Annotated in this window: 22 protein-coding genes; 3 read left to right on the forward strand and 19 right to left on the reverse strand. The window is 49.4% G+C overall.

All coding sequences use genetic code 11. The features are described from left to right. Positions 1-340: 340 nt before the first annotated feature. Positions 341-1,849, forward strand: coding sequence for a PAS domain-containing methyl-accepting chemotaxis protein (locus tag R5268_RS15545; protein WP_317419668.1), 1,509 nt, complete (start codon positions 341-343; stop codon positions 1,847-1,849). Here R5268_RS15545 and R5268_RS15550 read toward each other — a convergent pair. The 16 genes from R5268_RS15550 to asnC form a co-directional block, all read right to left on the reverse strand. Next, positions 1,840-3,000 (reverse strand): methyl-accepting chemotaxis protein, encoded by a 1,161-nt coding sequence (locus tag R5268_RS15550; RefSeq protein ID WP_218411090.1) that lies wholly within the window; start codon positions 2,998-3,000, stop codon positions 1,840-1,842. The genes R5268_RS15545 and R5268_RS15550 overlap by 10 nt on opposite strands. 289 nt (positions 3,001-3,289) lie before the next feature. Further along, a complete protein-coding gene (gene glmS / locus R5268_RS15555) occupies positions 3,290-5,119 on the reverse strand; it encodes a glutamine--fructose-6-phosphate transaminase (isomerizing) (RefSeq protein ID WP_166706749.1) in 1,830 nt (609 codons plus the stop codon). 94 nt (positions 5,120-5,213) lie between these two features. Further along, a complete protein-coding gene (glmU, locus tag R5268_RS15560) occupies positions 5,214-6,587 on the reverse strand; it encodes a bifunctional UDP-N-acetylglucosamine diphosphorylase/glucosamine-1-phosphate N-acetyltransferase GlmU (RefSeq protein ID WP_182106363.1) in 1,374 nt (457 codons plus the stop codon). 129 nt (positions 6,588-6,716) lie between these two features. Next, entirely contained in the window at positions 6,717-7,142 is a 426-nt protein-coding gene (locus R5268_RS15565) for a F0F1 ATP synthase subunit epsilon (protein WP_004236731.1), read from the reverse strand. A 21-nt stretch (positions 7,143-7,163) separates the two neighbouring features. Further along, complete coding sequence (gene atpD, locus R5268_RS15570; protein WP_024473722.1) at positions 7,164-8,546, reverse strand: F0F1 ATP synthase subunit beta; 1,383 nt, start codon at positions 8,544-8,546, stop codon at positions 7,164-7,166. Between the two features lie 35 nt (positions 8,547-8,581). Next, positions 8,582-9,445 carry a F0F1 ATP synthase subunit gamma gene (atpG, locus tag R5268_RS15575; RefSeq protein WP_046892821.1) on the reverse strand — a complete coding sequence of 288 codons (864 nt, stop codon included), beginning with the start codon at positions 9,443-9,445 and terminating at the stop codon, positions 8,582-8,584. A 53-nt stretch (positions 9,446-9,498) separates the two neighbouring features. Further along, entirely contained in the window at positions 9,499-11,040 is a 1,542-nt protein-coding gene (atpA, locus tag R5268_RS15580; protein WP_025153702.1) for a F0F1 ATP synthase subunit alpha, read from the reverse strand. A gap of 14 nt (positions 11,041-11,054) precedes the next feature. Then, positions 11,055-11,588 carry a F0F1 ATP synthase subunit delta gene (gene atpH / locus R5268_RS15585; protein WP_025153703.1) on the reverse strand — a complete coding sequence of 178 codons (534 nt, stop codon included), beginning with the start codon at positions 11,586-11,588 and terminating at the stop codon, positions 11,055-11,057. Between the two features lie 12 nt (positions 11,589-11,600). Continuing rightward, positions 11,601-12,071, reverse strand: coding sequence for a F0F1 ATP synthase subunit B (gene atpF / locus R5268_RS15590; protein ID WP_024473723.1), 471 nt, complete (start codon positions 12,069-12,071; stop codon positions 11,601-11,603). A 58-nt stretch (positions 12,072-12,129) separates the two neighbouring features. Further along, on the reverse strand, positions 12,130-12,369 hold the full coding sequence (gene atpE / locus R5268_RS15595; RefSeq protein WP_000429386.1) for a F0F1 ATP synthase subunit C: 240 nt from the start codon (positions 12,367-12,369) through the stop codon (positions 12,130-12,132). 48 nt (positions 12,370-12,417) lie between these two features. Then, a complete protein-coding gene (atpB, locus tag R5268_RS15600) occupies positions 12,418-13,242 on the reverse strand; it encodes a F0F1 ATP synthase subunit A (RefSeq protein ID WP_004236738.1) in 825 nt (274 codons plus the stop codon). A 30-nt stretch (positions 13,243-13,272) separates the two neighbouring features. Continuing rightward, on the reverse strand, positions 13,273-13,650 hold the full coding sequence (gene atpI / locus R5268_RS15605) for a F0F1 ATP synthase subunit I (RefSeq protein ID WP_004236739.1): 378 nt from the start codon (positions 13,648-13,650) through the stop codon (positions 13,273-13,275). Positions 13,651-14,253: 603 nt separating this feature from the next. Next, a complete protein-coding gene (gene rsmG / locus R5268_RS15610) occupies positions 14,254-14,880 on the reverse strand; it encodes a 16S rRNA (guanine(527)-N(7))-methyltransferase RsmG (protein ID WP_317419669.1) in 627 nt (208 codons plus the stop codon). A gap of 3 nt (positions 14,881-14,883) precedes the next feature. Then, positions 14,884-16,773 (reverse strand): tRNA uridine-5-carboxymethylaminomethyl(34) synthesis enzyme MnmG, encoded by a 1,890-nt coding sequence (mnmG, locus tag R5268_RS15615; protein WP_182106365.1) that lies wholly within the window; start codon positions 16,771-16,773, stop codon positions 14,884-14,886. 372 nt (positions 16,774-17,145) lie between these two features. Next, positions 17,146-17,589, reverse strand: coding sequence for an FMN-binding protein MioC (mioC, locus tag R5268_RS15620; protein ID WP_052927981.1), 444 nt, complete (start codon positions 17,587-17,589; stop codon positions 17,146-17,148). An 88-nt stretch (positions 17,590-17,677) separates the two neighbouring features. Next, complete coding sequence (gene asnC / locus R5268_RS15625) at positions 17,678-18,139, reverse strand: transcriptional regulator AsnC (protein WP_004240216.1); 462 nt, start codon at positions 18,137-18,139, stop codon at positions 17,678-17,680. A 163-nt stretch (positions 18,140-18,302) separates the two neighbouring features. On the opposite strand from asnC, the gene asnA reads away from it, so the two are divergent. Further along, on the forward strand, positions 18,303-19,295 hold the full coding sequence (gene asnA, locus R5268_RS15630; RefSeq protein WP_046892817.1) for an aspartate--ammonia ligase: 993 nt from the start codon (positions 18,303-18,305) through the stop codon (positions 19,293-19,295). Between the two features lie 29 nt (positions 19,296-19,324). Here asnA and viaA read toward each other — a convergent pair whose 3' ends face one another. From viaA to R5268_RS15645, 3 genes are all read right to left on the reverse strand, one after another. Beyond that, positions 19,325-20,779: an ATPase RavA stimulator ViaA gene (gene viaA / locus R5268_RS15635; RefSeq protein WP_052927982.1), complete on the reverse strand. Its 1,455-nt coding sequence runs from the start codon at positions 20,777-20,779 to the stop codon at positions 19,325-19,327. After that, a complete protein-coding gene (ravA, locus tag R5268_RS15640) occupies positions 20,773-22,299 on the reverse strand; it encodes an ATPase RavA (RefSeq protein WP_317419670.1) in 1,527 nt (508 codons plus the stop codon). Before ravA ends, viaA begins: the two co-directional genes overlap by 7 nt. A gap of 159 nt (positions 22,300-22,458) precedes the next feature. Further along, positions 22,459-23,034: a lytic polysaccharide monooxygenase gene (locus R5268_RS15645; RefSeq protein ID WP_107679597.1), complete on the reverse strand. Its 576-nt coding sequence runs from the start codon at positions 23,032-23,034 to the stop codon at positions 22,459-22,461. 322 nt (positions 23,035-23,356) lie between these two features. Here R5268_RS15645 and rbsD point away from each other — a divergent pair, with 322 nt between their 5' ends. Next, positions 23,357-23,776 carry a D-ribose pyranase gene (rbsD, locus tag R5268_RS15650; protein WP_004236749.1) on the forward strand — a complete coding sequence of 140 codons (420 nt, stop codon included), beginning with the start codon at positions 23,357-23,359 and terminating at the stop codon, positions 23,774-23,776. The last annotated feature ends 5 nt before the right edge of the window (positions 23,777-23,781 follow it).

Consider the following 23,781-nt stretch of genomic DNA (forward strand, 5'->3'; position numbering starts at 1 on the left):
CGCCATTGTCTCCGCCAAAAATTACGGTTAAGTAATTATTTTACATTTCCGAAACTGAGATTTATTTATATTAAAATTACCTATCAGATATAAACAATAAATAACATAAAATATGTTATTACATCAATAAAAAAGAATACCTGTAATATTGATACAACAATTAAGCATCTCTTAAATTATTTCATTTCAATGACAAAAAATAATTTTTAAAAATAAAAAGTCATATATTTCCCGGTCATTTGAGAATATATTACCGCAAAAATAAAATAACCTATTCCGTGCTGTCTTCTTACAGTGCGGAGGACTCTTTTTAATTGTTTTACATTATCCCGGGGTTATCATGAAAAACAACATGCCTGTCACACAGCATGAGTATTCGCTTAACGATAATGCAATATTAATGTCAACCACTGATACTCAAAGCCATATAACCTATGCAAACTCTGCATTTATTACAGCAAGCGGATTTGAGGAAGAGCAGCTTACCGGACAACCTCATAATATTATCCGTCATCCGGATATGCCACCGGCTGCCTTTGCTGATATGTGGTATACCCTGCAACAGGGTGACAGCTGGACAGGTATTATCAAGAACCGCTGTCGTAACGGCGACCATTACTGGGTAAGAGCAAATGTCACCCCGGTATGGCACGATAAAAAATTAACCGGTTATATTTCTGTCCGTACAGTACCATCCCGCGATGAAATAAAAAAAAGCGCATCACTTTACAGCCGGTTAAAGAATAATAAACTAAACGGATACCGTCTTTTTAAGGGCGTTATTATCCGCAAAGGTAAACTGGCATTTTTATCATTAATGAAATGGCTGCCGGTCGGAAAGCGGATTAATTATTCCTTATTAAGTGTCATGTTATTAACGCTGGCGCTGTTATTTTCACCGTTAAATCCGTTTATTCAGGCGGGTGGCGTAGTGACTCTGTTTATTCTGCTATCGCTTTATCTGCTGTCACAGATGAAAAAAGTAGTTTCCGGCCGTAAACCAGCACCCGTACACATGGACAGAGTGGATGAAATCGGCCTGCTGATGCGCATGGTGAATCAGTCAGGGCTTAACCTGAATTCGCTGGTGGATGACGTCAGCACCCAGGTTGCCGGGATCAAAGCTATCAACCAGCGGGTTTCACAGGAAACGACTGCGCTGCATACCCGTTCAGAAGAAGCATCTGCCCATTTGCAGCAAACTGCCGTTGCTATTGAGGAGATCAGCAGTGCGGTGCAGCAGACGGCCGAAAGTGTCTATCTGACTATGAATATCGCCGGTAATGCGAGCAACAGTGCGACACAAAGCAACGAAACCATGCAGAAAACGATCGATATGATGCATACCATTTCTGCGGATAATAATCATATTGTCGATATCATCGGTGTGATTGACCGTATTGCTTTTCAGACCAATATTCTGGCTCTGAATGCCTCGGTGGAAGCCGCCCGTGCCGGAGATGCCGGACGGGGATTTTCTGTGGTGGCTGCAGAGGTACGCAACCTCGCACTGCATTCCGCCTCTGCCGCCAAAGAGATAAAAACCCTGATTGAGAAAAATGCGGCCAATGTCCGTACAGGTGTGACAATCGCAGAGCAGACTGAAACCCAGCTCGGGGAAATGGTCACCGATGTGCTGAAAATGTCATCCATGATCAATGAAATCGGCCTTGCCACCAAAGAACAGACTCAGGCGCTGGAGCTTATCAATGAATCTGTCGCCCGTATCGGCACCATGACCGGCAACAATACTGAAATGGTCAATAATGTTACCGGTGCCACCTCAGAACTGACGCGGCGGGCCTCACGGTTGCAGCAGGCAATACAGGTCTTCGGTAATCATGCCTGAGCAGATGCGGCAAACCGCGCTGCCCGTTTGCCGGTATTTAATACCGGTTTGCTGTGCGGCTGAGCAGCGGCATGATCTGTCAGGCGGAAATCCCGTGTCCGTGACTGTAAATCCGCAACCTGAACCTTAAGTGCATCAGAAGAACCGGCAAGCTCATCGGCGATCATCACACTGCCCTGAGTTGCCTGTTCCAGCTCGGAAAGGGCCGTTGCTATCTGCTCAATCCCCTGTTGCTGCTGCTGTGTGGAAACAGAGATCTGCGCCATCAGGCCGTTTACCCGCTCCGCCCCCTCAACAATCTTATTCATATTCGCTTCGGCGCGGTGAACAATCTCCTCACCCTGCTTCACATTATCTGTTGTTAATGAAATCAGTGATTTGATATTTTTTGCGGATTCCGAACTGCGGTGAGCCAGATTTCTGACTTCACCGGCAACCACAGTAAACCCTCTGCCGTGCTCACCGGCACGGGCCGCTTCCACTGCCGCATTCAGGGCCAGAATATTGGTCTGGAAGGCAATGGAATCAATAAGAGTGATGATTTCAGTCATCTTATTGGTGCACTCATTAATAGAATGCATATTGGTGGCAACTTCCTCCATCAGCTTGCCGCCATGCCCTGCAAACAGGGTTGCTTCCTGCGCGTGCTCACTGATCAGAACGGTATTTTCTGCATTATTTTTTGTTCCGGCGGCAATTTCTTCCATATTGGCTGCCGTTTCCACCAGCATGGCTGATTGCTGCTCTGTCTTGGCGGACAGTTCAAAACTGCGCATTGCCAGTTGTTCAGATAACCCGGATGCAGAATCCGATGAGTTGCGGATCTCCCTGACCAGCAGAGAAAGGCTTTCCGCCAGCTGGTTCACCCCCGGGATCAGGCGTCCGGGACAGTTATTGCCAAATACCGGTATCCGTACTGATAAGTTACCGGCATTGACCTCATCAATACTTTTTTTCACTGCGTTGATAGGCATCACCAGATACTTTGTGATGTAAAGCCATGAGCAGACAAACGTAAAAACACTGACAATATTAAGCATCACTAATTTGATCAATGCTGACAGGGGTAACAGAAATATAATATTAATTGTAGTGAAATTACAGATAAGAAACACAATAATAACCGTTCTTACACTGATGTTTTTAAGCATAACTCACTCCATAATTTGAATTTTTCGATATTTTTAGTTAATGAATCTTAATTTACTTTTTGTTTTATCTTTCTATATAATTGATTATTAACAGGGTAAATTCAAATTTTATTACTGATAAGTAAGTGAACTTAATCACATTTAGTTTACAAATATGATTATTGGTCAAATAATGATGTTGTTTTTCTTAACAATGGAAATACCCGGGTAAAAAAAAGCCCGGAGTGCATCACAGCGATGCGCTCCGGGCCTGAATCTTTAATTCTCTGAAACTAAATCAGACTCCGGTTTATTCCACCGTCACTGATTTTGCCAGGTTACGCGGCTGATCCACATCGGTGCCTTTAATTAAGGCGACGTGATAGGAAAGCAGTTGTAACGGAATGGTGTAGAAGATTGGGGCAATAAGCTCTTCCACATACGGCAGCGGAATAATTTTCATATTTTCGCTGTCGCTGAAACCGGCGTCTTTATCCGCGAAGACATACAGCAGGCCACCACGGGCACGGACTTCTTCAATGTTGGATTTCAGTTTTTCCAGCAGTTCGTTGTTCGGTGCCACGATAATAACCGGCATATCCGCATCAATCAGAGCCAGCGGGCCGTGTTTTAATTCACCGGCTGCATAGGCTTCTGCGTGAATATACGAGATCTCTTTGAGTTTCAGCGCGCCTTCCACCGCAATCGGGAACTGATCCCCGCGGCCCAGGAACAGTGCGTGGCTCTTGTCAGAGAAATCTTCCGCCAGTTGCTCGATGACTTTGTCCTGGGACAGCATGCTTTCAATACGGCTAGGCAGAGCATGCAGTGCAGTCACAATACGGTGCTCCAGTTCCTCACCTTTGCCTTTCAGACGACCGAGGTAAGCCACCAGCATCAGCAGAACAGTCAGCTGAGTGGTAAATGCCTTGGTGGAAGCCACACCGATTTCGGTTCCGGCTTTGGTCATCACGGCAAAATCAGATTCACGTACCAGCGATGAACCGGCAACGTTACAGATAGCCAGTGAAGTCAGATAACCCAATTCTTTACCCAGACGCAGCGCAGCCAGGGTATCTGCGGTTTCACCGGATTGTGAAATCGTGATCAGCAGGCTGTTCTTGCGGCAGGCCGGTTTGCGGTAACGGAATTCAGAGGCGATTTCGACATCACACGGAATACCCGCCAGTGCTTCAAACCAGTAACGGGATACCATCCCGGCATTGAATGACGTACCACAGGCGACAATCTGGATATGCTCGATACCGGACAGCACATCACGGGCTTTTTCACCCAGTTCGCTGAACTCAACCGTGTCATTACGCAGACGCCCTTCCATCGTATTTTTGATGGCCAGCGGCTGCTCATAGATCTCTTTCTGCATATAATGGCGGTAAATACCTTTATCACCGGCATCATACTGAACGTTGGATTCAATCACATCACGTTCGGCGGCATCACCATTGCAGTCAAAAATATGCACATGACGGCGGGTGATTTCGACAATATCCCCTTCTTCCAGGTAGATAAAGCGGCGGGTAACCGGCAGCAGAGCCAGTTGATCAGAGGCGAGGAAGTTTTCACCGACACCCAGACCAACCACCAGCGGACTGCCTGAACGGGCAGCAACCAGCAGTTCCGGTGTGCGGGAATCCATAATCACCGTACCGTAAGCACCGCGCAGCTGCGGAATAGCACGCTGCACAGCTTCACGCAGTGTACCGCCCTGAGAAAGCTCATGGTTTACCAGATGAGCGATAACTTCAGTGTCCGTATCGGAAGTGAACTGATAGCCGCGGCCTTTCAGTATTTCCCGTAATTCACTGTAGTTTTCAATAATACCGTTATGAACAACGGCGATAGTCCCGGAAACATGCGGGTGCGCGTTACGTTCCAGCGGTTCGCCATGCGTTGCCCAGCGTGTGTGCGCGATACCGGTGCCGCCGGAAACCGGCGTTTTTTCTGCTTCTTCCGCCAGCATTTTTACTTTGCCGACTTCACGCAAACGTGTCAGATGTCCTTCGCTGTCCACAACCGCCATACCGGCAGAGTCATATCCGCGGTATTCCAGACGACGAAGCCCTTCTAACAGAATTTCAGCGATATCACGTTGTGCTACTGCACCAACAATTCCACACATAGTTGTAAATTCCTGATTTAACGATGTCCTGCCTGATTGTTTTTACGGCGTTGCCGTGTCCCCGGGCTGTGTAGATATGGGGTTATTATTGTATTTACTTCTTCATTTTTACCGGACGTTTCCAGCCGGCAATCTGGGTTTGTCTGACCCGGCTTATCACCAGTTCATTCTCACCCACATCTTTGGTTACGGTCGTACCGGCACCGACAGTCGCACCTTTCCCGATAGTGACAGGCGCCACCAGCTGGGTATCAGAGCCGACAAAAACATCATCGCCGATTACCGTTTTAAACTTGTTCGCACCATCATAATTACAGGTGATGGTTCCGGCACCGATATTCACATCATTGCCGATTTCCGCATCCCCCAGATAGCTGAGATGCCCGGCTTTGGAGCCGGTGCCAAGTGTCGCTTTCTTCATTTCCACGAAGTTACCGACATGGGCTTTATCCGCCAGCACAGAGCCCGGACGCAGACGGGCAAACGGCCCGACAGTACAGTCACGTGCCATTTCAGATGATTCAACCACGGTATACGGGCTGAGCACAGAGCCGTCACCGATAACGCAGTCTTTCAGCACACAACCGGCACCAATCACCACATTATTCCCGAGGGTTACATCCCCTTCGATAATAACATTCACGTCGATGATGATATCTTTACCGTGTGTCAGGGTGCCGCGCAGATCAAAACGTGCCGGATCAAGGATCATGACACCTTCGAGTAACAGGCGATCAGCCTGTTCACGCTGATAAATACGCTCCAGCGCCGCGAGCTGAAGGCGGTTATTCACCCCTTCCATTTCACTCAGTTTTTCCGGATGAGCGGTCTCAATACGACGCCCTTCCTGATGCGCAATAGCAATAATATCGGTGATATAAAATTCACCCTGCGCATTATTGTTGTTCAGTTTTGCTAACCAGCGTTTGAGATCACCGCCGTTGGCCACCAGAATACCGGTGTTGATTTCGTTGATTTTCTGCTGTTCTTCAGAGGCATCTTTCTGTTCGATTATCCCGGTCACCTGACCGTTTTCGCGGATAATACGTCCGTAACCTGCCGGGTTATCCAGGATCACCGTCAGCAGACCAATCCCCCCTTCCGGTTTGACCGCCATCAGGCGCTCCAGGGTTTCAGCCGCAATCAGCGGAACATCGCCGTACAGCATCAGAATATCTTCGTCATCGGCAAAGTGAGGTGCAGCCTGCTGCATCGCATGCCCGGTTCCCAGCTGTTCAGCCTGTAACACCCAGTTCAGATTCTGATCCGACAGCGTATTCTGTAATAAATCACCGCCGTGTCCGTAAACCAGATGCACGTTCTGTGCGCCCAGCGAAAGGGCTGTATCAATCACATGCTGAACCATCGGTTTGCCTGCCAGGTGATGTAACACCTTCGGCAGCGCGGAGTACATCCGGGTACCTTTACCCGCAGCGAGAATTACCACACTTTTAGCATTCGTAGACATAAGAAATCTGATCGCTCCTCTTTTAGAGTGCCAAGTAAACCTGTTTACACACGAAAATACCACATATTTCGCAACGCAAAAAAGCCAGTCAGCAGATACTGACTGGCTTTCATATTTTAACTGCCTCGGTTACATCATCTTCTTGGCTAATTCGTCAATTACACGTAATTTTGCAATTGCTTTTGCCAGTTCGGCTGATGCCTGAGCATAATCCACGTCACCATGTGCTTTCCGGATGTTTTCTTCTGCGCGGCGTTTTGATTCCATCGCCAGTGCAGCATCCAGATCATTTGCACGGATAGCCGTGTCCGCAAGTACGATAACGCCGTTTGGCTGTACTTCGAGCATTCCGCCTGAAAGGTAGATCAGCTCTTCTTCACCAAATTGCTTAACAATCCGTACCATGCCCGGTTTTATGGCAGTCAGCAGCGGGGTATGCATCGGGTAAATACCCAGCTCACCTTCACTGCCTGTCACCTGAATCTTCTGGACTAAGCCCTTAAACAGTTGTTTCTCGGCACTTACTACCGTCAGGTGAAACGTCATTGCAGACATATCAGCCTCCTGTCAACCGAATTAAATCTTCTTCGCTTTTTCCACAGCTTCTTCGATGGTACCAACCATGTAGAACGCCTGCTCCGGCAGATGGTCGTAATCACCTTCCAGAATACCTTTAAAGCCACGAATAGTGTCTTTCAGGGAAACGAACTTACCCGGTGAACCGGTGAAGACTTCTGCCACGAAGAACGGCTGAGACAGGAAGCGCTGGATTTTACGGGCACGGGCAACAACCAGTTTATCTTCTTCTGACAGCTCATCCATCCCGAGGATTGCGATGATATCTTTCAGTTCCTGATAACGCTGGAGGATTGACTGTACGCCACGGGCAACATCATAGTGCTCCTGACCAACAACGAGCGGGTCAAGCTGACGGCTGGTGGAATCCAGCGGGTCAACCGCAGGGTAAATACCCAGAGACGCAATCTGACGGCTCAGAACGACGGTCGCATCAAGGTGGGCGAACGTGGTTGCAGGAGACGGGTCAGTTAAGTCATCCGCAGGGACGTAAACGGCCTGTACAGACGTGATAGAGCCTGTTTTGGTCGATGTGATACGTTCCTGAAGCACACCCATTTCTTCCGCCAGTGTCGGCTGGTAACCTACCGCTGAAGGCATACGGCCTAACAGCGCGGATACTTCAGTACCGGCCAGGGTATAACGGTAGATGTTATCAACGAACAGCAGTACGTCACGGCCTTCATCACGGAATTTTTCCGCCATGGTCAGACCGGTCAGTGCAACACGCAGACGGTTTCCCGGTGGCTCGTTCATCTGGCCGTACACGAGTGATACTTTGTCCAGAACGTTGGAGTCAGTCATTTCATGATAGAAGTCGTTACCTTCACGGGTACGCTCACCCACCCCTGCGAATACAGAGTAACCGGAGTGCTCGATCGCGATGTTACGGATCAGTTCCATCATGTTTACGGTTTTACCCACACCCGCACCACCGAACAGACCGACTTTACCACCCTTCGCGAACGGGCAGATCAGGTCCATTACTTTGATACCTGTTTCCAGCAGTTCCTGGGAGTTAGACAGTTCTTCGTATGTTGGTGCAGCACGGTGAATAGACCATTTTTCTTCTGCGCCGATGTCACCTTTCATATCGATCGGATCACCCAGAACGTTCATGATACGTCCTAAGGTTTTCACGCCGACAGGGACTTCGATCGGGTGGCCTAAATCGGTTACTTCCAGATTACGGCTCAGACCGTCAGATGTACCCATAGCGATACAACGGACAACCCCGCCGCCTAACTGCTGCTGAACTTCCAGCACCAGTTTTTCATTACCATTTTTTACCTCAAGCGCATCGTACACTTTCGGTACTGCATCCTGAGGAAATTCGACGTCCACAACGGCGCCGATAACCTGGATGATTTTTCCAGTAGCCATCTTGAATCCTCTACGTAATTCGTAAAACCCGGGTGTTAAACCGCGGCAGCACCGGACACAATCTCGGTGAGTTCTTGTGTAATGCTTGCCTGACGCGCTTTGTTGTAAACTAAATTCAGCTCTTTGATCATGTTACCGCCGTTATCAGTTGCAGCTTTCATTGCAACCATACGCGCGGCCTGCTCACTGGCCAGGTTTTCCACAACGCCCTGGTATACCAGCGCTTCGATGTAGCGCCGTAAAAGGGAATCCAGTAACGCTTTAGGATCAGGTTCGTATAAATAATCCCAGGTTTTCTTCTTCAGGTTTTCGTCATCGCTTGGCGGTAACGGCAGAACCTGAACAATGGTCGGAACCTGAGACATGGTATTCACAAACCGGTTAGTTACAATGTACAGCTTGTCAAGACGACCTTCGTCGTAGGCCTGAAGCATGACTTTTACCGAACCGATAAGGTCAGCCAGCGAAGGTTCATCACCCATGCCGTTAACCTGAGCAACCACATTACCGCCCACAGAGGCAAAGAATGACGCTGCTTTGGACCCGATAAGTGCCAGATCAATCTGAACACCTTTGTCAGACCAATCTTTCATTTCGACAATCAGCTTCTTGAACAGGTTAATGTTCAAGCCACCACACAAACCACGGTCGGTAGAAACAACCAGGTACCCGACACGCTTAACCTCGCGTTCTTCGAGGTATGGATGTTTATATTCCAGATTACCTAACGCAATGTGACCAATCACACTGCGGATGGTCTCTGCATAAGGACGGCTGGCCGCCATGCGGTCCTGCGTTTTACGCATTTTGGACGCCGCGACCATTTCCATCGCTTTAGTGATCTTCTGCGTATTTTGTACGCTGGCGATCTTAGAACGTATCTCTTTTGCGCCGGCCATTTGCTCTCCTCATGAACCAGACGGCCTGTACTGTTCACACAGGCCGTTTAGTATTACCAGGACTGAGTCGCCTTGAAGGTATCGAGCACGTTTTTCAACTTCGCTTCGATATCATCGTTATAGCTACCCGTCTGGTCGATTTCTTTCAGAAGATCAGCATGTTCACGAGTGGCATAGCCAATCAGAGCAGCTTCAAACGGCACGACTTTCGAAATTTCGATATCTTCCAGGTAACCACGCTCAGCTGCATACAGTGACAGAGACTGTTGTGCCACTGACATTGGTGCATACTGTTTCTGTTTCAGCAACTCGGTAACTTTCTGACCATGGTCAAGTTGTTTACGGGTTGCATCATCAAGGTCAGATGCGAACTGTGAGAACGCCGCCAGTTCACGATACTGTGCCAGAGCGGTACGGATACCACCGGACAGTTTTTTCATGATCTTGGTCTGTGCTGCACCACCCACACGGGATACGGAGATCCCCGGGTTAACCGCAGGACGGATACCGGCGTTGAACAGCGCAGATTCCAGGAAGATCTGACCATCAGTGATGGAGATAACGTTTGTCGGAACGAACGCTGATACGTCCCCTGCCTGAGTTTCAATGATTGGCAGCGCGGTCAGAGAACCGGTTTTACCTTTCACTTCACCCTTGGTGAACGCTTCCACATATTCCGCGTTAACACGCGCAGCACGTTCCAGCAGACGGGAGTGCAGATAGAAAACGTCACCAGGATATGCTTCACGTCCAGGCGGACGACGGAGCAGCAGGGAGATCTGACGGTAAGCAACCGCTTGTTTTGACAGGTCATCATAAATGATTAACGCGTCTTCACCGCGGTCACGGAAGTATTCACCCATTGCACAACCGGAATACGGAGCCAGATATTGCAGTGCCGCAGATTCAGACGCACTCGCGACCACAACAATCGTGTTGGCCAGCGCATTGTGCTCTTCTAATTTACGGACAACGTTAGCAATAGTGGACGCTTTCTGACCAATTGCGACGTAAATACATTTGATGCCGGAATCGCGCTGGTTGATGATGGCATCGATTGCCAGTGCGGTTTTACCGGTCTGACGGTCACCAATGACCAGCTCACGCTGACCACGGCCGATTGGAATCATCGCATCGACAGACTTATAACCGGTCTGTACTGGCTGATCAACGGACTGACGGTCGATAACACCCGGTGCGATAACTTCGACAGGTGAGAAACCATCGTGCTCAACCTGGCCTTTACCATCGATAGGCTCACCCAGGGTGTTGACCACACGGCCTAACAGGCCACGGCCAACCGGCACTTCCAGAATACGGCCGGTACATTTTACTTTCATGCCTTCTGCCAGGTCGGCATAAGGACCCATCACAACCGCACCAACAGAGTCGCGCTCCAGGTTCAGTGCGATAGCATAACGGTTGCCCGGCAGAGAGATCATCTCACCCTGCATAACTTCGGCTAAACCGTGGATACGAATGATACCGTCGTTGACGGAAACAATCGTACCTTCGTTGTGAGCTTCACTCACGACATTGAACTGAGCAATGCGCTGCTTGATCAGTTCGCTGATTTCGGTGGAATTCAGTTGCATATGCTCCAGTCCCCTTAAGACTGCAAGACGTCGGTTAGACGCTCGAGTCGATTGCGAATGCTGTTGTCGATGACAAGGTCACCGGCGCGCAATACAAACCCCGCGATAACTGACTTATCAATTTTGCAATTCAGCTTAACTTTGCGTGACAGACGTTTTTCCATCGCTGCAGAAATTTTCGCCAGCTGCTGTTCATTGAGTTCGCCGGCTGAAGTGACTTCAACCTCAACAGTTGACTCCAGCGCAGCCCGCAATGTTGCGAACTGACGGCTAACTTCCGGCAGGGTCACTAAGCGACCATTCTCAGCCATGATACGAACCAGGTTCTGCACATGCTCGTCAATCTGTTCACCGCAAACAGTGATAAACGCCTGAGCCAGGGTTTCCGGAGCAAAAGAACCGGAAATCAGATCTTCGATCTGCTCATTGCGAGTCACTTCAGCGGTAAATGCCAGCATGTTCTGCCATTTTTCAACGGCCTGGTTTTCCACAGCAAAGTCAAAAGCTGCTTTGGCGTAGGGGCGAGCTACAGTAACGATTTCTGACATGCCCCATCCTCCTTACAGTTCAGCGACAAGTTTATCAACGATGTCGCTGTTAGCAGCTTCATCCACGGAACGTTCAATAATTTTCTCGGCACCCGCGACAGCTAAAATGGCGACCTGTTTACGTAACTCTTCGCGAGCACGTTTGCGTTCGGCGTCAATTTCCGCCTGCGCCTGTGCTACGATTTTGCTACGCTCAACTTCCGCTTCTGCTTTTGCCTCATCGATGATCTGAGCGCGTTGTTTATTCGCTTGATCGATCAGGGCAGATGCTTCCGCTTTCGCTTTTTTCATTTGGTCGGTCGCATTGGCTTGCGCTAAGTCCAGGTCCTTTTTAGCACGTTCTGCGGAAGATAAACCGTCAGCAATTTCTTTCTGACGTTTTTCAATGGCCGCCATGATCGGTGGCCATACATACTTCATACAGAACAAAACAAACAGGACAAACGCGATGGCCTGGCCGAGGATTGTTGCGTTAAGATTCACAGCACAATACCTCTTTATCTAATTGAGTTGATGTAAATATCCGGGAGTGGCCGTATCACTACGCAACCGCAAACATTACATACAAGCCCAGACCTACAGCGATCATCGGGATGGCGTCAACCAGACCCATTACGATGAAGAACTGAGTACGCAGCAGAGGGATTAAATCCGGCTGGCGTGCAGCGCCTTCTAAAAATTTCCCACCGAGGATGCCGATACCGATCGCAGCACCGATAGCCGCCAGGCCCATCATTACAGCGGCAGCCATGTACAGCAGATCCATATTCAGGTTTTCCATGACAGTCTCCAGTTTGTTTCAGTTAAATCACAGTTATTGATAATAAAATTAATGCTCTTCAGACGCCATCGACAGATAGACGATCGTCAGAACCATGAAAATAAAGGCTTGTAACGTAATAATCAGTATGTGGAAAATCGCCCACGGAAGGCTCAGTAACCATTGTGACCACCACGGTAGCAGACCTGCAATAAGAATGAAGATCAGCTCACCTGCATACATGTTCCCAAACAGTCGCAGACCGAGGGAAACAGGTTTTGACAGCAGGCTTACCCCTTCCAGAATCAGGTTGACAGGAATGAATAACGGATGGTTAAAAGGCTGTAATGTCAGCTCTTTTGCAAATCCTTTCACGCCTTTCATCTTGAAGCTGTAAAAGAGGATAAGAACGAATACACCAATCGCCATCGACAGTGTGATACTTACGTCTGCGGTCGGAACGATACGCAGCGCAGGTAAACCGAGGATGTGTTCACCGATATACGGAATGAAGTCGATTGGTAATAAGTCCAGTGCGTTCATCAGCAGCACCCACACGAACACAGTTAATGCGAGAGGTGCAATAACCTTGCTCTTGCCGTGATACATATCACGGACGTTGCTGTCAACGAAGCCGATAAGCATTTCTACCGCAGTCTGAAATTTCCCGGGAACGCCACTTGTCGCTTTCTTTGCCACCCTTCTGAAAAGCCATAAAAAGAAAATACCTAATACGACTGAGAAGAAAAGGGAGTCAATGTTCAGCGTCCAAAAAGATGGAGTCGCGTTCGCATGGGGATTGACCAACTCGAAAGTATTCAGGTCCAGCTGAAGGTTATTCAGATGGCCACCGATATACTCTTTTGTGGTTAAACTTTCTCCTGATGCAGACATGATGCCTCTTACCCTTTGTTGTTAAAACCGCTAACCGCTTAGCACGGCCGGTGCGATAATCTGCACGAAAAGCACCGCTAAATAGGTCAAGACCAGTGGTGCAACTGCCGCTTTAAACACTCCTAAAGCAATCATCAGTATCGCTATCGCGAAGATAACTTTAAACCCTTCCCCCACCACAAAAAACCATGCAATCCGGTACGACTGCGGTTCCTCATGCGCTTTCTGCCGGTTACTGATCAGCAAAAAAATCGCATTCGGTATCCATGCGGCTACTCCCCCGGCAAGCGCGGAAGCCCCCCATTCGATACTTTTTATGCAAAAAAGCGCACTAAGAACAACAAACGTCATAAACTGCAAAAACAACAGTTTTTTGGTCAATTTTCCGTTGAAAAGGGAGACAGACATGACATTTAGTTTCTCCGTGTGCACCTTCCGGGGTCAGGCTTACTGAATGATGTATAAAACTGCCTTTGAGCGAGAGTGTCAAGAGACAAAAACGTGCAAATTATACGGGCAGCCAGATTGTTTTCAATCAATAAGTAGCGAAAAAGTGAATAAAAATTTAATTTCTTTGCCGCCGCCACAAATCGTACAAAAAATAGAGTCTACCCTACCTCGGAATACGACGTGTAACTCATTTCTGAAACGTGACAAAAATCACATAACATAAAATACATTAGTTGAATTAACATTTTATAGCGATTAGCAGCTGTAAAAATAGCAATATCAATCAACCAGTTAATCAAAAAAATAAATATTTAACTGATATTTACAGATTAATTTTAAATAAAATAAATTATTTTGAAATAATACGTCATCCGTAAAAACGATTCGGCATAAAATTTTTTGCAGATAAACTTGCCGGAAAGTAACCAATCAGCCGTTGTTACTTTGTAACGGCCCGGTTACGCATTTTATTTTCGTCTCCGGAAAAACAAAGGGACGGTGCAGAAAATGCGCTGACTCCGTCCCCTTAAAAATATTTCTGTTTTTTGACGTACAGCAAACTCAGTTTGGCTTAAGAATCACCAGATGACGCTGTTCATCAAGTTGCGGCACGACCAGTTTTTCGACACTGACGAGAGAAATCCCCTCCGGTAACCGGGTCAGTTCCTCTTCCGGCACACTGCCTTTCAGTGCAAAAAAGCGTCCGGTTCCGGATGCCGGCAGGTGATGACACCAGCTGAGCATATCGTCCAGTGATGCAAACGCACGACTGATAACCCCGTCAAATGGCTCGCCCTGATACTCTTCCACACGGCTCTGAACCGGTTCGATGTTTGTCAGCCCCAGTTCATGCTGAACCTGTTTCAGGAAGCGCACACGCTTGCCCAGGCTGTCGAGCAGGACAAAGTGAGACTCAGGCCGGACAATCGCCAGCGGCACGCCGGGAAGCCCGGGACCGGTTCCGACATCAATAAACCGGCTGCCGGTCAGATGCGGCTCCACCACAATGCTGTCCATGATATGACGCACCAGCATCTGTTCCGGCTGACGGACAGAGGTCAGGTTATAGGCCTTGTTCCATTTGTGAAGCATCTCCACATAACCGGTCAGCTGCTGTTTCTGCTGATCGGTCAGCCGGATGTCCGTACTGCGCAGCAGTACGGTAAGTTGTTGCTGTAAATCACTCATCCGTTATGCACTCCGGCGCAGGAGGCCCTGCTTTTTCAGCCAGACCAGCAGAATCGAAATGGCGGCCGGTGTGATACCGGAGATCCGTGATGCCTGGCCGATCGATGTCGGTTTGTGGTCGTTCAGTTTGGCCACCACTTCGTTAGACAGCCCGCTCACCTGTTTGTAATCGAGATCAACAGGCAGTGTGGCGTTCTCATTACGCAGCTGGCGCTGAATTTCATCCTGCTGGCGGGAGATATATCCCTCGTATTTCACCTGGATTTCCACCTGCTGTGCTGCGGCCGGTGAATCAACCCCCGGGCCGAAATCACTCAGGGTCATCAGGCGGTTATAGTCCATTTCCGGACGGCGGAGAAGATCCTCCCCGGTCGCTTCTTTGGAGAGAGGGGTATTCAGGATCGCGTTGATCTCTTTCACGCTTTCGGATTGCGGATGAACGCGGATATCTCTCAGGCGCTGACGCTCTTTCTCGATCAGCTCCATTTTTTCGCTGAAGTGCGCCCAGCGGGCGTCATCCACCAGTCCGAGTTCACGGCCTTTTTCCGTCAGACGGGCATCTGCGTTGTCTTCACGCAGCATCAGACGGTATTCCGCCCGTGAGGTAAACATCCGGTACGGCTCTTTAGTGCCGAGTGTGCACAGGTCGTCCACCAGCACACCGATATAAGCCTGATCACGGCGCGGGAACCAGCCTTCCTGATCAGCAGAATAACGGGCGGCGTTCAGACCGGCCAGCAGCCCCTGAGCAGCCGCTTCCTCATAACCGGTGGTGCCGTTGATTTGTCCGGCAAAGAACAGGCCGTGCAGATATTTGCTTTCCAGGGTCTGTTTCAGGTCGCGCGGGTCAAAGAAATCATACTCGATAGCATAACCCGGACGCATAATCCGTGCGTTTTCCATGCCTTTCATCGAGTGAACAATCTGCATCTGTACATCAAACGGTAAGCTGGTGGAAATACCGTTCGGGTAAATTTCATGGCTGGTCAGCCCTTCCGGCTCCAGGAAGATCTGATGCTGGTTACGATCCGCAAAGCGCATCACTTTGTCTTCAATGGACGGGCAGTAGCGCGGGCCGATCCCCTCGATCACACCGGCATACATCGGGCTGCGGTCAAGGTTATTGCGGATCACTTCATGGGTTTTTTCATTGGTGTAGGTGATGTGGCACGGCATCTGTTCCGGATGTTCATCCGCACTGCCCATGAAGGAGAATACCGGCATCGGGTTGTCACCAAATTGCGGTGTCAGCTGAGCAAAATCGATGGTCCGGGCGTCAATACGCGGCGGTGTCCCTGTTTTCAGACGACCGACACGCAGCGGCAGTTCCCGCAGACGGTGTGAGAGTGAAACTGACGGCGGATCACCGGCACGGCCGCCGCTGTAGTTTTCCAGTCCGATATGAATTTTGCCGTCCAGGAATGTCCCGACAGTCAGTACCACCGATTTGGCTCTGAATTTCAGTCCCATCCGGGTTACCGCACCGGTAACAATATCGTTTTCAACGATAAGATCTTCAACCGGCTGCTGGAAAATCATCAGGTTGGGCTGGTTTTCCAGTGCGGTACGAACGGCCAGCCGGTAAAGCACACGGTCAGCCTGAGCACGGGTGGCATGCACTGCCGGCCCTTTGCTGGCGTTCAGGGTTCTGAACTGAATACCCGCACGGTCAGTGGCATGTGCCATTAATCCGCCGAGTGCATCGATCTCTTTAACCAGATGCCCTTTACCGATCCCACCGATAGCAGGGTTGCAGGACATCTGACCCAGAGTGTCGATATTGTGAGTCAGTAAAAGTGTTTGACGGCCCATACGTGCCGCTGCCATCGCAGCTTCAGTACCGGCGTGGCCACCGCCGATAACAATGACGTCAAAATGATCCGGATAAAACATGATAAACCTTCATTACAAAATGCAGTAGCGCATCGGGGGAGAGAATATAACTCAACTCTTGCCGTCTGACCATGAGCGGTAAAGACGCAGGTAATTATATAAAGATCTTTTTATTTAAAGATCTCTTTATTAGATCTTTTATTAGGATCGCGATCCTCTGTGGATAAGTGATAAATCCCCATAAAGATCATAAAACTGTAAAGGATCATTTCCTGTGCAGTACCGTTGATCCTGTTCAGTATAAGCTGGGGTCAAAACGGGTACTTATTCACAGGGCCTGGCGGAGAGTGATCTTATACAGTGAATAACTACGGGTTGATCGCAAGTTGATCCCCGAGTTATCCACAGTTGATCGCTGTTTTTATCAGCAAATCAGAGTAAATTTTTCCATTCTTCGATCCAGATCTCAGCCGGATCTTCAGGAATATCGTGTTTCTGAATATCAATTTCGAGTGACTGACCGATTTTTTCCGCACCTAAAGAGGCAAGAAGGGTATCCAGTGTACGGACCGCACCGCAGAAAGTGTCATATTCACTGCTGCCGATCCCGATGGCACCGTAACGGACAGTGCTGAGATCAGGCTGCTGTTCACGCAGCGCATCGGCAAATGACTGTATATTTTCAGGGAGATCACCGGCACCGTGTGTGGAGGTGACTATTAACCAGGTACTGTTCTGCTGCGGCACGTCATCCGCTTCAGGCCCGTGCTGCACATCTGTGGTAAAACCGGCGTTTTCCAGTATTTCAGCAACATGCTCAGCGACATATTCTGCGCTGCCCATTGTACTGCCTGTGATGAGAGTAACTGTGGTCATGGTGATCCCCTGCTGTAAAGAGCGGCTATTGTACGCTGTGAAACAGCTGGGATCTACCTGTGGATAATGTGGTTATAAGAAATTTTTTTTACGGGCGGATCGTCCGTATGATCGGATTCTGTAAGGAGATCAGGGTTTCAGTGGACTGTATCTCATCAATACTCTGTATCTTGTTGATAAGTACGTCCTGCAAAGATTCTATTGTTTTGCACATCACCTTTATAAAGATGCTGTATTGCCCGGTGGTGTAATAGACTTCCACCACTTCATCCAGCTTATCGAGTTTTTTGAGGGCGGCGGGGTAATCTTTGGCACTTTTCAGGATGATGCCGATAAAGCAGGTCACATCAAATCCCAGCTGCTTTTCACTGATATCCACCCGGGTGCCGGTGATAATACCTGCCTGTTTCATTTTCTCGACCCGGACATGAATGGTGCCGGGACTGACGGCAAACTTTTTCGCCAGTTCGGCGTAAGGTGTACGGGCATTCGCCATTAAAGCGTGAAGTATGTCACGGTCCAGATTGTCGATCTGATAAATTTCGGCCATTTTATGCCCCTTAAATTAACGAAAATTCATTTTTAGCATCATAAAAATGAATTTTATAAATAGCAAAGGGTATTTTTGCTAAAGGATATTGAATTTATACCCCATTCTGTTGCTTAATCTATTTCACAGGCAATACATGTTCCGCATATCAAGGATTATTATCATGGAAAAATCATTCATCCGACAGCAGCAGCAAATCAGCTTCGTGAAGTCATATTTCTCACGTCTGCTGGAAAAACAACTGGGCCTTATTGAAGTCCAGGGGCCAATCTTAAGCCGCGTGGGTGATGGTACTCAGGATAATTTATCCGGCAGCGAGAAAGCGGTTCAGGTGAAAGTTAAATCATTGCCGGGCTCAACCTTTGAAGTCGTGCATTCACTGGCTAAATGGAAACGCAAAACCTTAGGGCGTTTTGATTTTCTGCCGGGTCAGGGTCTGTACACCGACATGAAAGCGTTGCGTCCTGATGAGGATCGCTTAACCCCAATCCATTCTGTCTATGTTGATCAGTGGGACTGGGAAAAAGTGATGGCAGATGAGGAGCGTACGCTGCCTTATCTGAAGCAGACAGTGAGTAAAATATATCAGACAATAAAAGAAACAGAACTTGCAGTAAGTAAGGAATTTGGTCTGACACCGTTCCTGCCGGACCAAATTCATTTTATTCACTCTGAAGAGCTGCTTGCGCGTTATCCGGACCTGGATGCCAAAGGTCGTGAACGTGCCATCGCGAAAGAACTGGGTGCCGTATTCTTAATCGGTATCGGCGGTAAATTATCTCATGGCGAGTCCCATGATGTCCGTGCACCGGATTATGATGACTGGACCACTGAGAACAGTGACGGCTACAAAGGGCTGAACGGGGATATCCTCGTGTGGAACCCGGTTTTACAGGATGCGTTTGAGTTATCCTCAATGGGTATCCGTGTCGACCCGGTCACCCTGGCGCGTCAGCTGGAACTGACCGGCCAGCAGGTGCGCATGGAGCTGGACTGGCACAAATCGCTGGCAGCCGGTGAAATGCCGCAGACTATCGGCGGCGGGATCGGCCAGTCACGTCTGGTGATGTTACTGCTCCAGCGCAGCCATATCGGCCAGGTACAGTGCAGTGTGTGGGCACCGGAAGTGCGTGAAACCATCTCTGATATGCTGTAATACTTTTGCTGTACGGTGAGCCCGGAGGCTCACCGCCTGAAACGGCGCAGCAGACGATTTTTTAAGCCGGTATCAAAACGCCAGATGTGATCAAAAATCCGCATGATACCGGGCTTTCCGTAATGGGACAGGGCTACCGCATGGAAGCGGTGTTTTCCCTGCTGCTGTGAACGTTTAACCTGCTTTACCACTTCATCCGGCAGCCGCTGGGCAATAAAATCAGATATCACCACCACATCCGCATCACGCCACTGCGGTGTCTCCAGCCGTTTTGCCGTTTCTGTCAGACAGGATGCCAGGTCTGTTCCGCCTTTAAAACTCTGCAGCAGAAAGCGGGTCATCTGTTCGATGCCGTCCTGACCGAGAAAATCATAATGTACCTGTTCGGTGGAAAAGAGCATGACATGACACTGCCGGTTATCAGCCATGGCAATTTTGACCAGTGCAAGACAAAACGCTTTGGCGCAGCGTTCATTAAAGCCGCCCATCGAGCCGGAGGTATCGATACAGATAATGAAAGGACCGCGCGGCTGTTTTTCATCTTTATGATGAACGATCGGCCGCATCACCTGCCGTTCCTGCCAGTGATCGCCCTGTAACCGGTAGGTATACAGCTGTTTCTCAGCCAGCTTCCGGTAAAATTCCAGCTCCAGACCGCTGATGCCGAGTAATGCCAGCTCTGCGGGCAGAAGACGCAGCACATCATCACTCAGCCCGACCCCGCTGACCTCTTCCGGGGTCTGATCCGGCACCAGCTCAGTTATGATGACCGGTTCTGTCACCGCACTGTCCTGAGGGACGGATTTCGCTGTCTGGCTGCGCCCCAGCAGCGAGGCCAGTTTTTCCAGTTCCGGCTGGGATTTTAAGAACTCACTGTAACGCAGCAGGAGATCATCCGCCGGTCCCGGGGATTTCAGTGATCCTTTTGTCAGATCCCATAACTTGCCGGAAGCCTGTTCATTTTCACTGATGATCGGATCAAGATTGCCGCTCAGCGCCAGATGCTGCTGAAGCTCGGCGAGGAGCTGTTCTTTTTCCTGCTCCAGAATCTCTTTGTGGTAAGCGGTGACCTGTAAAATCAGGCTGATGCGCCAGCGCTGATTGAATAATATCTGATGAGAGGTGGTTTCCTGCTCATCTCTGTGCAGGCGGTGGGCTTCCGGAGAGAACGGGGAGTTTATGTCCTCCAGTGCTTTGAGTATTTCCGGCAGCTGACGGTAAAATTCTGTCCGGTCTGCGGCAGTGCTTTTCTGGTAAAGACAGAATTCATCCGCCAGTGCCGCCGGAACCAGCGCTTCTCTGACCCGTTCTTCCAGTGATTTGCGCCATGATGGCAAATCGGTCAGTACCGCCCGGCGCAAACGCGGGTGTTTTTCGAAAAACCAGGCCAGTTGCGGGGCGGCCAGCAGTGTCAGCAGGATCTCTTCAATCAGTTCCCCTTCATTGACGGCCAGCGCGACATCCAGTGCCGAAAGACTTAACACGGAGTGCTGCTCATCTGCTGAGTCAGTTTATCGAGACGCTCTGTCACCGGCAGGAAGCTTTCCTCTATCTGCGCAATCCAGTCATCACTGACAAACAGAGCAGGCTGATGCTGTGCAAACAGCTGACGCTGCTGTACCAGGGTCTGACGGATTCCGGAAAGCTTATCCAGCCAGATTTGTGTTTGTGCTTCTGTCATCCGGCTGTCAGTATCCGCAGGGAACAGCGTGCTGCTGCGCAGGCTGACATCATGCAGTTCCAGCAGACCGTTATCATTCACTGCGGCAGAAACCGACTGAGTAAACCCGATACCATTGAGTTTTGCCGCAATGTTCCCTCCTTTATCAAAGACGCCTTTATCAAAGAAGGTATCAAACGCACTGCGTTCAATAGTCACATGGGTAACGGTCATATCATGTAATGTCAGGGGATTATGTAAAAACAGCGTTACCGGGCCGGGCGGCAGGGTATCCGGTAACGTATAGCTGACTTTGCGCCCGAAACGGGCACTGCTGCGGATAACACTGAAGGCATCCTGCTGTTGCCGGGTCTGCGTTTCCAGTATCCATTCCTGATAGTATTTTTCCAGCTCCAGCAGCAGGCTGCGCTGCTGATAGGCCTGCTCACACACCAGTTGTGTCAGCAGCTGCGGAACATCTTTCAGTGACGCGGAATCATGCCACAGGCAATCTTTCAGCAAAATCAGATCAAGAGGCGTGATACTGCTGTGGTCGTTGAAAAACGCACTGGCCTGTAACAGCCGCAGTGCTTTTTTCCAGCGCCGGTCTGAGATATACGGCGCGTTATCCAGCCGTTCAATCTGCTGACGCAGCTGATAAATCAGTTCAAATATCTGATCGGTCAGCACAACACGGTCAATTTCTTCCTGCCACTGATGATATTCCTCATCGGTTACCTGAAGATGCGCGGGGATCTGTTCATCTGATGCGCCGGGTGTGACGGTGAGCATGGCGCGGAAACTCTGTTTTTCCTGTAGTTTATCCAGCCATAAGCGGATCAGCATCCGGTCATAGAGGGCTTCCAGGCTGCTGTCGTTATCCGGCAGTTCGTTGGAGGCGGCCACCAGCAACCGCATCGGGATAGCGCTTTCGCTGTCGCCGTTACGGTATTTGCGTTCGTTAATCGCGGTCAGCAGGGTATTAAGGATAGCGGGACCGGCTTTCCAGATTTCGTCGAGAAACACGATTTCCGCATCCGGCAGATATCCCTGCGTGATGCGCTGATATTTCCCTTCATCTTTCAGTGCCTGAATTGAGAGCGGGCCGAAGATCTCCTCCGGGGTGGAGAAGCGGGTCATCAGATACTCAAAGGCACGGGCGTCACTGAAAACCAGTTTCATCCGCCGTGCAATCATACTTTTGGCTATTCCCGGCGGGCCGAGCAGAAAAACACTTTCCCCGCTGAGGGTTGCCAGTAAGCAGAGCCGGATGGCGTGCTGTCGTTCATACAGCCCGGATTCCAGATGTCGGCTCAGCCGGGCGATACGTTCAGAACGTTGCATGGGACTCCCGTGAATTTACTGATGCAGTTTCTGCGTTTATAAACTAAAAAAGCTACCGCGTTTACTGCGTAAAATCACGTTTCTTCTGCTTTTTGCGCAAATAGTGATAAAAAAATTGCCGGGGATACCGGCAATGCTGTTAATCAGTAAAACAGAACATCAGTCAAACCGGACATCAATCACCTGATAGAAACTGTTGGCGGTATCCGCGATTTCCCATACACCGTAAATAATCTGATAGCCGCTCCGTTCCGGAATGGTGCACTGATGTGTCACTGTCTGCGGCGGAACCTGATTTTTACCGTCATAACTACAGAATGGTTCGGATTCAAATGATGCCCGGGTCAGCGGGGCTCCCGGCTGCCAGTCCGGCCTGGTGATGTAGTAACGCCAGTTACGGGTTTTGTGGGCAGCTGTTATTTTCCAGGTGAACATGGCGGTTCCCGGTTTTACCGTTATCTGATGCCAGTTATCACCGGGGGTATCGAGTGGCAGAAAACGCTCAATACCCCCGCTGGCAAGCCGGCCGTCCGGCGGGAATTTTCCGTCCGGAAATCCGGATAATGTTTCAATACTTTGTGGTTCCCATTGGGCGGAGCCACACATTGCAGCGGGATTTTCACCGTCACGGCAATTTGCTGCCCGTGAGGCCGGTTCAGTGATATAGCCGTGAGCAAACGCCTGTGAAGTCAGTAAACAGAAAAGTATGCCGGCAAATGCCGTTTTTTTTATCATAAGAAGATCTCCGGTATGAGAGGGGGAAATCAACATAACAACACCGGGATATGTTCTGCGATGTCATAACTTATCAGTGGTGTAACAGAGTGATAAAAAATCCGGGATATCCGGGAGGGGAACCGGTGATTTCAGGGGGGAAGCTGCCGGTATAATTGAATCCATTCAGCTATAACTCATTCAATCAGTTATATTTTTTATTTAACACATTCACAAGCGAAACGTTTCGATCACCATCACATTTTTCGGGAATGAATATTGAGTTTTCCCGTATTTTTTCTACCATAGTTTAAAAGCGAAACGTTTCGCTCAGGAGGATTTTATGAAGAAAGGGGCTTTACTGAACGGTGATGTTTCCGCAGTTATCGCGCGTCTGGGTCATACCGACCATATTACTGTTGCTGATGCCGGGCTGCCGATCCCGCCCGCCACACCGCGTATTGATCTGGCATTAACACAGGGTGTGCCTGATTTTATGTCGGTGTTTAAAGTCATCACACAGGAGATGCAGGTGGAAGCCGCTCTGATGGCGGAAGATATCCAGACACACAACAGTGAACTGCATGATGCGATTGTGGCTCATCTGAAAGCCCTGGAATTACAGCAGGGGAATGTGATTCAGATTCAGTATGTTACTCATGCTTCTTTCAAATTACAGACACAAAACAGCCGTGCCGTGATCCGGACCGGTGAGTGCACACCGTTTGCCAATGTGATGCTGTTCTCCGGCGTGACATTCTGAGGTGT

The sequence above is a fragment of the Morganella sp. BCCO 40_0007 genome, assembly GCF_032989665.1.
Classification (GTDB): domain Bacteria; phylum Pseudomonadota; class Gammaproteobacteria; order Enterobacterales; family Enterobacteriaceae; genus Morganella; species Morganella sibonii.

Coding starts and splice junctions, on each gene's coding strand:
- R5268_RS15545 (WP_317419668.1), top strand. CDS start 341: ATGAAAAACAACATGCCTGTCACACAGCATGAGTATTCGCTTAACGAT.
- R5268_RS15550 (WP_218411090.1), bottom strand. CDS start 3,000: ATGCTTAAAAACATCAGTGTAAGAACGGTTATTATTGTGTTTCTTATC.
- glmS (WP_166706749.1), bottom strand. CDS start 5,119: ATGTGTGGAATTGTTGGTGCAGTAGCACAACGTGATATCGCTGAAATT.
- glmU (WP_182106363.1), bottom strand. CDS start 6,587: ATGTCTACGAATGCTAAAAGTGTGGTAATTCTCGCTGCGGGTAAAGGT.
- R5268_RS15565 (WP_004236731.1), bottom strand. CDS start 7,142: ATGTCTGCAATGACGTTTCACCTGACGGTAGTAAGTGCCGAGAAACAA.
- atpD (WP_024473722.1), bottom strand. CDS start 8,546: ATGGCTACTGGAAAAATCATCCAGGTTATCGGCGCCGTTGTGGACGTC.
- atpG (WP_046892821.1), bottom strand. CDS start 9,445: ATGGCCGGCGCAAAAGAGATACGTTCTAAGATCGCCAGCGTACAAAAT.
- atpA (WP_025153702.1), bottom strand. CDS start 11,040: ATGCAACTGAATTCCACCGAAATCAGCGAACTGATCAAGCAGCGCATT.
- atpH (WP_025153703.1), bottom strand. CDS start 11,588: ATGTCAGAAATCGTTACTGTAGCTCGCCCCTACGCCAAAGCAGCTTTT.
- atpE (WP_000429386.1), bottom strand. CDS start 12,369: ATGGAAAACCTGAATATGGATCTGCTGTACATGGCTGCCGCTGTAATG.
- atpB (WP_004236738.1), bottom strand. CDS start 13,242: ATGTCTGCATCAGGAGAAAGTTTAACCACAAAAGAGTATATCGGTGGC.
- atpI (WP_004236739.1), bottom strand. CDS start 13,650: ATGTCTGTCTCCCTTTTCAACGGAAAATTGACCAAAAAACTGTTGTTT.
- rsmG (WP_317419669.1), bottom strand. CDS start 14,880: ATGAGTGATTTACAGCAACAACTTACCGTACTGCTGCGCAGTACGGAC.
- mnmG (WP_182106365.1), bottom strand. CDS start 16,773: ATGTTTTATCCGGATCATTTTGACGTCATTGTTATCGGCGGTGGCCAC.
- mioC (WP_052927981.1), bottom strand. CDS start 17,589: ATGACCACAGTTACTCTCATCACAGGCAGTACAATGGGCAGCGCAGAA.
- asnC (WP_004240216.1), bottom strand. CDS start 18,139: ATGGCCGAAATTTATCAGATCGACAATCTGGACCGTGACATACTTCAC.
- asnA (WP_046892817.1), top strand. CDS start 18,303: ATGGAAAAATCATTCATCCGACAGCAGCAGCAAATCAGCTTCGTGAAG.
- ravA (WP_317419670.1), bottom strand. CDS start 22,299: ATGCAACGTTCTGAACGTATCGCCCGGCTGAGCCGACATCTGGAATCC.
- R5268_RS15645 (WP_107679597.1), bottom strand. CDS start 23,034: ATGATAAAAAAAACGGCATTTGCCGGCATACTTTTCTGTTTACTGACT.
- rbsD (WP_004236749.1), top strand. CDS start 23,357: ATGAAGAAAGGGGCTTTACTGAACGGTGATGTTTCCGCAGTTATCGCG.